This is a genomic window from Vibrio sp. 10N.286.48.B8 (assembly GCF_003050085.1).
Classification (GTDB): domain Bacteria; phylum Pseudomonadota; class Gammaproteobacteria; order Enterobacterales; family Vibrionaceae; genus Vibrio; species Vibrio crassostreae.
On sequence record NZ_PIGD01000006.1, the window covers coordinates 166591 to 180060 of the forward strand.

Genomic DNA, 13470 nt, shown 5'->3' on the forward strand with positions numbered 1-13470 from the left:
AAAATAGATAAAAGCCCCGTAAACAACCATGTTTACGGGGCTTTTTAATCATCTAAGATATTAATCTACTTTAAAAGCACTGAACATCGTCATTCCGAGGAGCTTAGGTGACATCAGGAATCTATCTCAGCGCTTAGCTACCTTAAATCTCAGTATTACCCGCAGCACTTTTTATATTTCTTCCCACTACCACAAATGCAAGGGTCATTACGGCCAATCTTGAAGCTCTCTACGGTTTGGTTTAGGCGAGGGTCAATCTCTGGTTCTGTTAGCTTTTCATGTTCGTTTTCTTGCTCTGGGAACTCGCCATCGATATAAAACCATAGGCCGTTTTCACGAACGAAACGCGAGCGCTCTTGCATACAGTACTGCGCGCCGTCTTCATTGAAGTAAGCTTTAAATTCAACAAAGCCTTCGTCTTGGTGCGAGCCTGCCGCCGTATCGATGACTTCAAGACCTGCCCAATCACTGTCGATAGATTCGGTAATGCCTTCTCTTTGCGACTCAGCATCACAGCTAGGGTGATAGGTAGCAATTACATAATCAACCAATCCTAAAACGTGCGCGGAATAACGAGAGCGCATCAGCTGCTTTGGAGTTTCAACTGAGCTGTGATCGAGGTGCGCTGATTCACAGCACTGTTGGTAAGTATTATTACTACCGCATGGGCATAAAGACATAGTCAGATCCTGTAAAAATGGCCTCTATTAAGAGGCCATAAATGAATGCGTGGGAGTTTACCAAGAAACGATCGCTCACCAAAGTTAAGTTTCTATTGAAGTTGTTGTGTGAATTACGCTATTTCAGGGCTGGAGATAATAGTTCTTGGGCCCAAGTCGTCGCTTCGTCATAAGCTTGACCAAGTTGAGCTTCACTCAGTTTGAGAAGCTGGCGAATACGAGTCGCTTCATCCCAACGAGCTTGTTCATAAGCAACCACCATCGCCAACACAGCACCTAACACGCCTTTACGTTGAATTAAGGCTTGTTTGATCTCTACGTCGATCGGCACTGAATCGAGTACTTGTTTCAATGGTTGGTCAAAGAGTGAGTCCAATAGAGAGAACATACCGGTCAAAAAGGCTTGTCCAGGCTCAACCTTAACATTCATCTTCTCGACTAAGAGTTCACATTGACGTGCGCGTATTACCGCTAAACCATAGAGAGAGTCCGGCTTATCTTCTTTCGCGGAGGCGATAGCCACAAGAGAAACGAACTTACGCAGCTTTTGTTCGCCAAGGTAAATAAGCGCTTGGCGGAATGAGCGAATCGTCGTTGCTGAACCACCTGCAGAGTTTACGTAGGTAAGTAGCTTATACGACATGGTCACATCAAGCGTAATTAAACGCTCTACTTCACCAAAGTCGATAGGGTCGTGTGCAATCTCTTTTAACAGCTGAACGGTCGTCAGGAATGCAGGGTTGAGCGCACGCGTTTGGATCATTTCTGGCTTGCTAAAGAAGTAACCTTGAAAGTAAGTGAAGCCTGCTTTCTTCGCTTCTTGGTATTCTTCGTACGTTTCTACCTTCTCAGCTAGGAACTTGATATCTAGCCCTTTGAGTGAGTTCATAAACATCGCTGCTTTGGCAATTGGCGTCAAACGGATATCGAACTTGATAATCGAAACGTAGGGTAAGAAGCGCTTCCAAGCTTTACTTGGTACAAAGTCATCTAACGCGATGGTATAACCTGCATCAAAGATAGTTTTGATTGCTTCAAGTAACTCGTCTGTCGGTTCGCAGTCTTCAAGAACCTCTACAACGAGGCTTTCTTTGGGAAACAGAGTAGGGACCAAGTTGATTAGGCTTGCGTAAGGGAAGTTCACGAACCCAAGCTTATCACCCAACGTATTATAGTGGGTCGATAAGAAGTGATCGGAAAGCAAACGGCTAGTAGCGAGCTCCGGCTCTACTTCAGGGAAAGTGTTCTTAGGACCATCCCTGAATAGCAACTCGTAACCTATGGTCTTCTTGTCTGTATCGAGTATTGGTTGACGCGCTACGTATGAATATTTCAACTTGGTACTGTGTTCGGTTTATTTCTGGTAGAGAGATAATAGCTAATTCAGTAGAAATTACCATACACTTTCTAAGAAAGTCTGACCGACAATAATAATCAAACTGAAAGTTTAAGAGTGACGTTAAAAGCTATTGCTAAACGCTCGATTCTGTAGTTCAAAACTTTGCGGCGTGAACACCAGCACGGAACCTTGCGTATACCAATCGCCAAGTACGATACGGGTTTTAGTGCAATTGTTGGCACTAAATGTATGGATGTCTGGACGATGAGTATGGCCGTGGATCATCAGATCAACGTTGTTTCGTTCCATCACATCTTCGACTTCTTGTTGTGTCACATCCATGATGTCGAGAGACTTAGTCTGCTTGTCATCTTTGATATCGGATTGAACCTTCGAGACGATCTTCTTCTTGATGAAAAATGGAATTCTGTTGAAGACCCATTGAAGCCATGGTTGATGTACTTTTTCTCTGAAGGCGAGATACTTTACATCTTCGGTGCATAGAGTATCACCATGTAACACAACCGCTTTTTGGCCATAAATATCGATAGTCGATACTTCGTCTAGCAGTTTCACACCGGTTTGCTTGGCAAATTTTTTGCCGACAAGGAAATCACGGTTACCTTGAGTGAAGTAGCAAGGTACGCCTGTTTTTACCAAATCAATAAATGCTTGGCGGATAGAAGTCGCGAACTCACTTTTGTCGTCGTCACCAATCCAGAATTCGAAAAGGTCACCTAATACGTAGAGTGCATCCGCCTCTACCGCTTCGTTCTTCATGAAGGTTAGGAAGCAGTCGGTGATGTCTTGTCGTGAGGGAGCAAGGTGCAGATCTGATATAAAATATGTTTTCATAGGTCTAAAAAAAGGGAGCGATTCGCTCCCTATATCCTGATTTTATCGGCTCATCAATACTAACCGAAAGCGATGAATTAAGCTTCGATTGTAGTACCAGTGATGATCACTTCTTCTAGAGGTACATCTTGGTGCATACCCATAGAACCAGTGCTAACACCTTTGATCTTGTTTACGATGTCCATGCCTTCAACAACTTCTGCGAATACACAGTAGCCCCAACCGTCTAGGCTTTCGCTACGGAAGTTTAGGAAAGAGTTGTCGTTAACGTTGATGAAGAACTGAGAGCTCGCTGAATGCGGTTCCATAGTACGAGCCATTGCTAGCGTACCAACTTTGTTCGCTAGACCGTTGTTTGCTTCGTTCTTGATAGTTGCACGAGTTGCCTTTTCTTTAAGGCCAGAAGTCATGCCGCCGCCTTGAATCATGAAACCATCGATAACACGGTGGAATAGTGTGTTGTCGTAGAAACCGTCACGGCAATACTGTAGGAAGTTTGCGCTTGTTTCTGGTGCTTTTTCTTCGTTTAGTTGAACTTTGATGTCACCAAAATTTGTGTGAAGGATGATCATGATTGTTACCTTACTGTCTTTTTAATATGAAGTTCGAATTCTAGCGCATGTTGGCGGACTTTCAAATCATCAAATCATTCACTTAACTCAGATGTTTGAGGTAATTCCTGCTTTTGGGGATTACCTATTAAGGTATGACTTGTTATACTGCGAGCTTATTTTTGATTAATACACAAAATAGATAGAGATCATGCTGAAGATATATAACACGCTCACAAGACAGAAAGAGGAATTCAAACCAATTACAGCTGGCAAAGTCGGCATGTATGTCTGTGGGGTAACCATATACGATCTCTGTCACATTGGTCATGGTCGTACGTTCGTTTCTTTCGACGTAGTAACTCGTTACCTTCGTTACCTTGGTTACGATTTGAACTTCGTTCGTAACATCACAGATATTGATGACAAAATCATCAAGCGCGCTAACGAAAACGGCGAGTCTTGTGACTCTCTGACTGATCGTCTAATCGGCGAAATGCACGCTGATTTCGATGCGTTGAACATGAAGCGTCCAGACGTTGAACCTCGTGCAACGGATTTCATCACTGAAATCATCGAACTTGTTGAAAAGCTGATTGAACGCGGCTACGCATATGTTGCAAGTAACGGTGACGTAATGTTCGAAGTTAAGAAGTTCGAAGAATACGGTAAGCTTTCTAAGCAAGACCTTGATCAGCTTCAAGCTGGCGCTCGTGTTGACATAGACTCTGCAAAACGTAGTCCGCTAGATTTCGTGGTTTGGAAGATGTCTAAGCCAGGTGAACCAACATGGGAATCACCATGGGGTCCAGGTCGTCCAGGTTGGCACATTGAATGTTCAGCAATGAACTCGTCTATTCTAGGTAATCACTTCGATATCCACGGTGGCGGCTCAGATCTACAATTCCCACACCACGAGAATGAAATCGCGCAATCTTGCTGTGCACATGGTACTGACTATGTAAACACATGGATGCACAGTGGCATGGTGATGGTAGACAGAGAAAAAATGTCTAAGTCACTAGGTAACTTCTTCACTATCCGTGATGTGCTAGCACACTACGATGCTGAAACAGTGCGTTACTTCCTAATGTCTGGTCACTACCGTAGCCAACTGAACTACAATGAAGACAACCTAAACCAAGCTCGCGCATCGCTAGAGCGTCTATACACGTCACTTCGTGGCCTAGACCTTACCGCAGCTCCTGCTGGTGGCGAAGAGTACGTAACTCGCTTCTCTACTGCGATGAACGATGATTTCAACACGCCTGAAGCTTACTCAGTGCTGTTTGAAATGGCGCGTGAAATCAACCGTATCAAGCCTGAAAGCATCGAAAAAGCAAGCGGACTTGGTGCATTGATGCGTGAACTAGCGGACATCATCGGTATTCTTCACCAAGAGCCAGAAGCCTTCCTACAAGGTGATGCGGCTGGTAACGATGACGAAGTGGCTGAAATCGAAGCGTTGATCAAACTGCGTAACGACTCTCGAGCTTCAAAGGATTGGGCAAATGCCGACCTTGCACGTGATAAGTTAAACGAGTTAGGCATCGTTCTAGAAGACGGCCCAGAAGGTACGACTTGGCGTCGCAAGTAAATCTTATAAAAAAGGGCTGATTTTCAGCCCTTTTTTCTAGCAAAAATTCTCTAATTTCACCTTTTCATATTCAATTTTATTTAACAGGAATATTTCTGTGGCTCAGATGTATTTTTACTACTCGGCAATGAATGCGGGTAAATCAACAACGCTTCTTCAATCGTCATTCAACTACCAAGAACGTGGTATGACGCCAGTGATCTTCACGGCTGCATTGGATGATCGCTATGGTATCGGTAAAGTAAGCTCAAGAATTGGTCTGCAATCTGAAGCTCAACTTTTTAAAAATGACACTAACATGTTTGATGCGATCAAAAAGCTGAACGACGAAGAGAAGCGTCACTGTGTGTTGATCGATGAGTGTCAATTCTTGTCGAAAGAGCAGGTGTATCAGCTTACAGAAGTAGTGGATAAACTTCATATTCCTGTGCTGTGTTATGGCTTACGCACTGACTTCTTGGGCGAGCTGTTTGAAGGTAGCCGTTACTTACTGTCTTGGGCGGACAAGCTGGTGGAGCTGAAAACCATCTGTCATTGTGGCCGTAAAGCGAACATGGTTATTCGTACCGATGAGCACGGTGTCGCGATCGCTGAAGGTGATCAAGTGGCAATTGGTGGCAATGACAAATACGTTTCTGTTTGCCGTCTGCACTACAAAGAAGCATTAGGTAAATAAGCAAAACTATTTGCTGTTGTTACTAACAGGAAAGAATGAAAAACGGTGACCAAGTGTCACCGTTTTTGTTTACTGAACTTATGTTTTTACTTTATGCCAAGCCTAGCTTTTACTTTATTGGAGACTTATTCGAATCCGAGCTTCTTCAATGCTTGATAGGCGTGGTCAACGTCATCGGGGATGGGCATCTCAACCTGAAAGCCTTTCTCTGGGTAGGATTTGATTCGTTCGTAATCAGCAATCAATGCACCTAACACCATGTCTAACGGCAACTCTTCATTAAAGTAATCATCCCAATTTTGCCAACGTGATGTCACGGTTATCTCGGACGTTTCGTCAGGCCACTGTTTACTAAAGGTCGCGTAAGTTCGTTTTTCCATAAAGGGCTTCTGAACTAAGGTTAGCCTCTTCGGTGATAACCCTTGCTCTTTCAGTAACTCATGAGTGAAGCGGACATTTTCCCCAGTGTTTGTCGCGTGTTTCTCTATGATAATGTCAGAGTCAGGCACACCACAATCTCGTGCGATAGAAGCGAATGTTTCAGCTTCTGAGCGCTCAAAGCTTCCTTCGGTAAAGCGTCCCACACCACCAGAAAAAACAATGTAAGGCGCGATCTGTTGGTGATAAAGCTCAGCTGCATATTCAGCGACGCGAGTATCATTGCTGCACAATACAAAGATGCAGTCTGAAGGCGTAACCTTGTGACCCATCGACATAAAGTTCCAAAGGGTGTCTACCGAGCGGTGCAGTTTTGTGTTGGGATATTTGTTAGCCATAGATTGTTCAGTCATGAAGTGCATCCAATGTGGATTCGAATTTAAATGAATAACCTAAATCGAGAATCTTCTTCGAAGAGATTAATTTGTCTGGGGTATCAACAACAGCGGGTAGAGGCTCACTGCTGTTGGCGCTTTTCAGTGCTGCGGCATAAAACTCCGCCTTACTGACCGTATTTGGCGTCGTCACGTTAACCACTTCGTTGTGCAGCTGACTGATAGCGAAATCGACAGCGCCAATCGCGTCATCAAGGTGCAGCATGTTGGCTGGAGCTTGAGTGCTCACTTGCTTTAGCTTACTAGCAAACCTTGATGGGTGACGACTTGGACCTATTAATCCACTAAAGCGAAGAATGGTGTAGTCGATACCTGAATCAATCACTGACTGTTCAGCTTGCAGCATGATTCGCGCGTTATCGGAAAATGAAGATGCGTTCTCGTTACCTGAGGTTGAAAGGGGGAGCGATGCATCCAGCTCATTCAACACACCCGGCTTGGTTGGGTATACCGTAGTTGAACTGACCATAATGAGCTTTTTAATGTTGGCCTTTTGACATGCATTGGTGAGTTGCTGCCAGTAGTCGGCATACTCTTGTCCTGCTCCTTTTCTAAAGCCAGGAGGGAAGCTGCCAATTACAATTTCAGTGTTGTTTTCGAGTAACAGTGAATAGAGTCGCCCGATAGTCTGTTCTGGCTTTGATGAGTCAAAACTAAACACTTCACATGGGATTCGTTCGTTACCAATGGCCTCCGCTCCCGCTTGGGTCGTTTTCGTGACCACCACTCGGTTACCATGTTTTTCTAGATGTTTGGATAAAGGTGCACCGACCCATCCTGCACCGACAATAAATATAGAAGCCATCTGTACCTCACAACGACAAGCTATGGATTTACAATAAGCCTAACAAACCTTGGCCCAAAAATGAAAAAACTCCACGGCCGAAGCGAGTGGAGTTTTTACTAGAACAATGGAGCTTTATTTAAGTACGCGAAGTAGCTTATCTGCGCGCTCTGCCATCTCGATACCTTCATCTGTTAAATAACCGCCGTCTGGCTGAGTACAAAGGTTTTTTTCGAATAGGCGCTTAACAGCGTCTTGAGTTTCTTGAGCAGCCTCTTGATGAACTTTAATTCCAGTAGCAGCGCTACTTACATCAAATTGAAGAAGGAGGTTTAAATCAGCAATATGTTCAGCGTTGTACTTCATAATTAACCTATATATTCATAACGTTCTCTACCTTCACCTTAGTGCGCATTCACGGCTCAGGCAATAGCAAATAAGGAGAATTGATAAGTGATACCAAATTGATTGATTAATCATCGAGTGATGGGTTTATTTTGGTTATATTGGGTGATTTGCACCCACTTAAATCATCAATGATGTTTATTGCTAAGTGGTTGTAATATATTGTGACTAGAAATAATTTGCATTGAGCGAATATTGTATAAAAAGGATATGCATAAGTGAGAGCGAACAAAGTAGCATTAACGATCAGTATGCTATTTGCTATCTCAGGTTGTCAAAGCACACCCTCAGAGCAGACAGACGCGAACCAAACCGCAAACAACAATAATGAATCTACAATAGAGGTCCGTTCATTTCAGTCTGTCCAAAGCGTTTACTCCGAATGGGAAGTTAAGCTTGAAGACCATGCTCAATTGTCTCTCTATGCACCAGAGAATTACAATGAACTATTAGACGCATGGGATGATGCTGAAAGCATTTATGCGGACTTACTGAAAGACGAAACTCGGATAACCAAGAGCTACTCCATTTTTTCGAGCCTGACTTATGCTGAAGCCTTTGATGAAAAAATAGCGTTGATCAAATCAAATTATGACTCGATCTTAGTGTTAAAGAAGAAGGCTGACCGAGTACTCGCTGATTCGATTGTCCAAATGGATTACCTGAAGTTTCTTGGCGCAGATACCATGTTTACTTCGAGCTACAAACGTTTGTATTCAGAATACAGCGAGTTGTTCGAATATGTGCTGGTCGATGAGCTTGAAGACGCTCAAGAAGCGCAGGTGGAGTTTCTTAACAATGCTCGCTTACTAGAAGTTAAAGTGGCGCATAAGAAATACATCGAACCTTTGAAGAACGAATTAGAGTTCTTGGAAGATGAAGATTTTTATGATGTTGCTCCGCTGACCTTTGCTAAGGCAGCATCTCAAATTGCGTTGGCCGAAAGCCAAGTGAAAGCCAGCCCTCGTGAAAAGTCGATCATTGAAGATGCGGTTCACGCTGCTGAGTTTGAATTGAACCACGTGCGCAGTGTCGCTCATGAAGTCAAAGTGCTGGCGAGTGTAAAAGGCGACAAGTTCGAACAGTCGGTTTTGAATGCAGAGAACCAACTACTGAGTATTTCACAAATCGTCAATGATGAAGATTACCGTGATGTTGGGTTACGTCAGCAATCTCAAAAGATTGTAGCGAGTATTAAAGCGTTAAAAAGCTCCGACATGACAGGGCTATTAAAGTCAGAGATTGAAACTTTGACTGAGCAATTGGCTAACCTGGAATCTGAAAACCAGAAGCAAGCACAGCAATTGTCTGAAGCAACCAAGCATAGTGAGTTGCTCGGTGAGCAGATTACGAAGAGCGATGCTCACATAAAAAGCTTAGAAGAACTAGTCGATAGTTTGAAAAGCTTAGGTGGTAAAGTTGCCAACGAAAGTGATTCTGATGCGATCTCGCCGAGTATTGAAACAAATCTAGAGAACCCGGCTCTAGAACTATCATCAGAAGAAGTGATTGAACCTTCGGTTTAGCATAACCAATGTCTTTATTTGTGACTGACTTAAAAGCGCCTCAGGGTGCTTTTTTACGTTCTGTTGATCTATGTCAAAATCTGAAAAGAAAAGCTCTCAAAACACGGCTATAGTGTACGTCATTCTTATGGTTTTAACGTAACTTGTTGATATTTATAGATGTGTTGTTTTTATCGTTGGTAGTTTTTCATTCATCAGAGTTTTCTTTTTACTACTAAAGTCGTAAGAAATTTCAATATCATTGAAGGTTTGGCGTTTTCTTAGTTGTTGAAGGAAATTCGAGCTTAAAATAGCTCTTGAATTCAGAAATGAAAGAGAGGATTATCGCGCTCCCGACGACATGTTTCAAAATGTAAATCATCATGAATCTAAACCAATTTGACTCATTATTACCGCCACAAATGGCTGAGCGCGCTGCAGATATTGGCGTAGGTAAAGCAACTAAAGATCCAATCAAATCTTTTCTCCTAGCGATTTCAGCTGGCATCCATATCGGTATTGCGTTTGTGTTCTACACCATCGTAACGACCGGTGCTGGTGATTTGCCTTGGGGTATTACTCGCCTATTAGGTGGCCTTGCATTTAGCCTGGGCTTAATTCTCGTTGTTGTTACCGGTGGTGAGTTATTTACCAGTTCGGTGCTTACTCTGGTTGCTCGTGCAAGTGGTAAAATTACTTGGCGCACGCTCGTCAAGAACTGGGCTACGGTTTATGTAGGTAACTTGATTGGCGCATTGTTGCTGGTGGCATGTATGCTTCTGACTAAACAGTACATGTTTGACCATGGCCAGGTTGGTTTAAATGCAATGGCGATTTCCCAACACAAGATGCACCATGATTTTATCCAAGCTATCGCGCTTGGTATCATGTGTAATGTATTGGTTTGTATCGCGGTATGGATGACGTTTAGTGGACGTACACTTACCGACAAAATCGCGGTAATGATTTTACCTGTTGCGATGTTCGTATCAGCTGGTTTCGAGCACTGTATTGCGAATATGTTCCAAGTCCCTTTAGCTATCGGCATTAAAACATTTGCTCCTGCTGAATTCTGGACAATGACGGGCGCTAACCCTGCGGATTACGTTGACCTGAACATGATGGACTTTCTGATGAACAACTTGCTGCCCGTTACTATAGGTAACATCATTGGTGGCGGTATCTTTGTCGGCATGTGGTATTGGTTGATCTACCTGCGTGACTAATAAAGGTGGCTCTATCAACAAAAGTGGCGTACTTAACTCAGTTGACGAGATGCGCTAAAGCTCAGTGGAAACACTGAACTGACTTATGACATTTACAAGACGGTCTGCATTGCAGGCCGTTTTTTATTTGTGGAAAACCTACTTCTTCACCCCTCTAATGATCATCTGAACACTCAACAGCGCTGCTCACCATATGTGTATATCTCTTTGAAAACACCGAAGGATCAACGGTAATGATCTTTTCTCGAGTGAAAGTGGACAAAAAAGGATCTATCTTGATTTGGTTATCCACAATTTCTGTGGATAACCTGTCTCAAATTCAGTGAGTAACCAGATCTAAGGGGAGTAGAGAGGCTATTTTGCCGGTTTTATTTGAGCGAGGACTCGACCTTCTTTGGTCAGGGAAGTCTTCAATGAGAGGTGAAGGGCAAGCGCTAAAGAGCAACTCATCATCACGAAAATCGCCAGCATGATCATCAGTTGATACTTAATCGCGATCATCGGTGACGCCCCCCCAAGAATTTGTCCTGTCATCATTCCTGGCAGCGTTACTAAGCCTGTGGTTGCCATAGAGGCCATGATAGGGGACATCGCTTTCTGTATTGCATTGCGTACAAACGGTGCTGCAGCGTAGGAGGGAGACGCGCCTAACGCGATTGCTGCTTCATATTCTGATTTCTGTGTTTCAAAAGCACCAAACAGGCTCTGCAATGCCACTATATTACTGCTTAAGCTATTACCCAATAACATTCCTGCGATCGGGATAAGGTACTGCGCGTTAAAAAGCGGTGTCGGTTTAATGATGAAAAAGCAGATAAACAAGACGATGGGTACACAGGTTACGGCAAGGCTTACGGCAACAGGCGCTAATAATAGCTGTCTCGGTAGCCTAGACTTCTCAACAATCGAGCTCGCACCGACAATTATCATGGCAAATAACCACAACAAATTGACCCACAAACTATTCAAAGTAAATAAATATTCTAGGTAAAGACCCACAAGAAACAGCTGAATAACCATGCGAATGACGCTAATAGAGGCTTCTTTTCCAAGGCCGAGTTTCAGCTTGTGGTTGATGGCAATGGGCAGAAAGAGAAGTGAACCGAAGAGCAACAACTGCCACCAAGATATATCAATAACGTCTTGCATAGAGCTTCCTTTTAAGTAGGTCCCCATCATATCTGAAAGTGCCAAATGATGCATTTCAGCTTCAAACCCGTCGATTCAAAAAGTGCTCAATTATTTAACAACCAAAGTACAAAATATTGGTTGTTTAAGGCATTTTTAGCTACTACTTAGTAGGTAAAACGTTAAAATTGGTTACAATAAGGTTGCGTGAGTGTTGGAATTTAACATTTGTGAAATATACTTAATTCTTCACATTTGTTAATACTTTTTAATAACTTTGTTTAACTAAAAACAACTTTGGATGAGCTCAAAAAAGTATTGATTAGCAAGGGTTATAACAGGAGATTTGATTGAACCCTACTTTGAGTATGGTCTAAAATTTGTTGTTAGATACTTAAGAACTTTAGCCCCATAGAATGGGTTACTCGAAATTACTAAATACAAAATAGGCAAAATGTATGAGTGATGTTAATAAAATTGAAACTGGCGAAAAACGCTCGTTGGAGTGGAAGTCTTTCCTCTTCATCGCGGTGGTTCTCTTTCCAATATTAAGTGTGGCTTTTGTAGGCGGCTACGGCTTCCTAGTTTGGGCACTGCAAGTGTTTGTATTCGGACCTCCAGGTGCTCACGGCGGCATGTAATGCCCTCTAGTAACAACATTTTTTAAAATCAATATTTAAGAGAGCTAAACATGAAATCATTTTTAGTTAAATTATGGCGCACAATGACTCGCCCTGCGGTACACATCAGTCTTGGTGTACTAACTATGGGTGGCTTTATCGCCGGTGTTATTTTCTGGGGCGGTTTTAACACAGCTCTAGAGCACACAAATACAGAAGAATTCTGTGTAAGCTGTCACACCATGCGTGACAACGTATACGTAGAACTACAAGAAACGGTTCACTGGAAAAACACTTCTGGTGTACGCGCGACTTGTCCTGACTGTCACGTTCCACATGAATGGACAGCAAAAATCGCTCGTAAGATGCAAGCATCTAAAGAAGTATTCGCTCAAGTATTTGGTGACCTAGATACACCTGAGAAATTCGAAGCTCGTCGTATCGAATTGGCTAAACATGAATGGGATCGTTTCTCTTCGAACAAATCTCTAGAGTGTAAAAACTGCCACAACTACGATTCAATGGATTTCGAAAACATGCGCCCAACAGCGCGTATCCAGATGAAAAACGCGGCAGAGCGTGATCAAAGCTGTGTTGACTGTCACAAAGGTATTGCTCACAACCTTCCATTAGATATGGCATCAGCAAGCGGTATTGTTGGCGAGCTAGAAAATGTAGCAAGCAGCACATCTTACGCAAATGGTTCAGACGTAATCTCTATTCGTCACCTACCAATGTATACGGATGAGACAGCAACAGTTGAAGCGGGTCTATTAAGCCCTGCAAGTAAAGTTGCAGTGATCGACGAAAAAGGCGACATGATTAAGATTCAAATCGACGGTTGGCGTAAAGCGAAAGGCTTCGGACGTGTAATCCAAGAAGACTTCGGTATGAACATCTCGACTGCAATCTTGACGAAAGAAGTATCTCAAAGTGACGTAATCACTGTTGGTGAGAAGAAAGAAGATGAGCTAACTGGTCTTCCTTGGGAAGAAGTTAACCTAGCACTTTGGATGAAGAAAGAGTCTATGGTTGATAACTTCGATCCAATCTGGAACGCAGCTGGTCAAGCGTACCAATCTAACTGTTCAACGTGTCACTCACAGCCAGATGAAGCTCACTTCAGCGCTAACGGTTGGGTAGGCATGCTAGATGGTATGATTGCGTTCGTTAACTTCGATACAGATACAGAAGCACTTGTTCTTAAGTATCTACAGAAGCACTCATCAGATTTTTCTGAAGGCCATCACTAATAAGACGTCAATTGGAGT

Annotated in this window: 14 protein-coding genes; 6 read left to right on the top strand and 8 right to left on the bottom strand. The window is 43.1% G+C overall.

What is annotated here, in order from left to right:
- Positions 1-155: 155 nt before the first annotated feature.
- The 4 genes from CWO08_RS09700 to CWO08_RS09715 all read right to left on the bottom strand — a co-directional run bounded on the left by CWO08_RS09700 (position 156) and on the right by CWO08_RS09715 (position 3446).
- Positions 156-680: a YchJ family protein gene (locus CWO08_RS09700; protein WP_102433205.1), complete on the bottom strand. Its 525-nt coding sequence runs from the start codon at positions 678-680 to the stop codon at positions 156-158.
- A gap of 118 nt (positions 681-798) precedes the next feature.
- Positions 799-2016 carry an EAL and HDOD domain-containing protein gene (locus tag CWO08_RS09705; protein WP_019824325.1) on the bottom strand — a complete coding sequence of 406 codons (1218 nt, stop codon included), beginning with the start codon at positions 2014-2016 and terminating at the stop codon, positions 799-801.
- A gap of 123 nt (positions 2017-2139) precedes the next feature.
- A complete protein-coding gene (gene lpxH, locus CWO08_RS09710) occupies positions 2140-2874 on the bottom strand; it encodes a UDP-2,3-diacylglucosamine diphosphatase (RefSeq protein ID WP_102433203.1) in 735 nt (244 codons plus the stop codon).
- A 77-nt stretch (positions 2875-2951) separates the two neighbouring features.
- Positions 2952-3446: a peptidylprolyl isomerase gene (locus CWO08_RS09715; protein ID WP_017060275.1), complete on the bottom strand. Its 495-nt coding sequence runs from the start codon at positions 3444-3446 to the stop codon at positions 2952-2954.
- Positions 3447-3636: 190 nt separating this feature from the next.
- On the opposite strand from CWO08_RS09715, the gene cysS reads away from it, so the two are divergent.
- Together cysS and CWO08_RS09725 are read left to right on the top strand one after the other, a co-directional pair.
- Positions 3637-5022 (top strand): cysteine--tRNA ligase, encoded by a 1386-nt coding sequence (gene cysS, locus CWO08_RS09720; protein WP_108020351.1) that lies wholly within the window; start codon positions 3637-3639, stop codon positions 5020-5022.
- Positions 5023-5119: 97 nt separating this feature from the next.
- Complete coding sequence (locus tag CWO08_RS09725; RefSeq protein ID WP_048658319.1) at positions 5120-5698, top strand: thymidine kinase; 579 nt, start codon at positions 5120-5122, stop codon at positions 5696-5698.
- Between the two features lie 125 nt (positions 5699-5823).
- On the opposite strand, the gene CWO08_RS09730 is transcribed toward CWO08_RS09725, so the two are convergent.
- The 3 genes from CWO08_RS09730 to CWO08_RS09740 all read right to left on the bottom strand — a co-directional run bounded on the left by CWO08_RS09730 (position 5824) and on the right by CWO08_RS09740 (position 7681).
- The gene (locus CWO08_RS09730; RefSeq protein ID WP_102433201.1) at positions 5824-6489 is read right to left on the bottom strand and encodes a YdcF family protein; all 666 of its coding nucleotides are present in this window, start codon (positions 6487-6489) and stop codon (positions 5824-5826) included.
- On the bottom strand, positions 6482-7336 hold the full coding sequence (locus CWO08_RS09735; RefSeq protein ID WP_102433200.1) for an NAD(P)H-binding protein: 855 nt from the start codon (positions 7334-7336) through the stop codon (positions 6482-6484). Before CWO08_RS09735 ends, CWO08_RS09730 begins: the two co-directional genes overlap by 8 nt.
- 114 nt (positions 7337-7450) lie before the next feature.
- A complete protein-coding gene (locus CWO08_RS09740) occupies positions 7451-7681 on the bottom strand; it encodes a TIGR02647 family protein (protein ID WP_017630468.1) in 231 nt (76 codons plus the stop codon).
- Between the two features lie 257 nt (positions 7682-7938).
- Between CWO08_RS09740 and CWO08_RS09745 the strand changes: the two genes are divergently transcribed.
- Together CWO08_RS09745 and focA are read left to right on the top strand one after the other, a co-directional pair.
- A complete protein-coding gene (locus CWO08_RS09745; protein ID WP_108020352.1) occupies positions 7939-9246 on the top strand; it encodes an ATPase in 1308 nt (435 codons plus the stop codon).
- 362 nt (positions 9247-9608) lie between these two features.
- A complete protein-coding gene (focA, locus tag CWO08_RS09750; RefSeq protein WP_048614492.1) occupies positions 9609-10451 on the top strand; it encodes a formate transporter FocA in 843 nt (280 codons plus the stop codon).
- 354 nt (positions 10452-10805) lie between these two features.
- Here the strand turns inward: focA and CWO08_RS09755 are convergent, their stop codons facing one another.
- Positions 10806-11600 (bottom strand): ABC transporter permease, encoded by a 795-nt coding sequence (locus tag CWO08_RS09755; protein WP_108020353.1) that lies wholly within the window; start codon positions 11598-11600, stop codon positions 10806-10808.
- Between the two features lie 437 nt (positions 11601-12037).
- Here CWO08_RS09755 and torE point away from each other — a divergent pair, with 437 nt between their 5' ends.
- The gene (gene torE / locus CWO08_RS09760) at positions 12038-12220 is read left to right on the top strand and encodes a trimethylamine N-oxide reductase system protein TorE (RefSeq protein ID WP_008222628.1); all 183 of its coding nucleotides are present in this window, start codon (positions 12038-12040) and stop codon (positions 12218-12220) included.
- Between the two features lie 50 nt (positions 12221-12270).
- A complete protein-coding gene (gene torC / locus CWO08_RS09765) occupies positions 12271-13452 on the top strand; it encodes a pentaheme c-type cytochrome TorC (protein WP_004734592.1) in 1182 nt (393 codons plus the stop codon).
- Positions 13453-13470 lie beyond the last annotated feature (18 nt).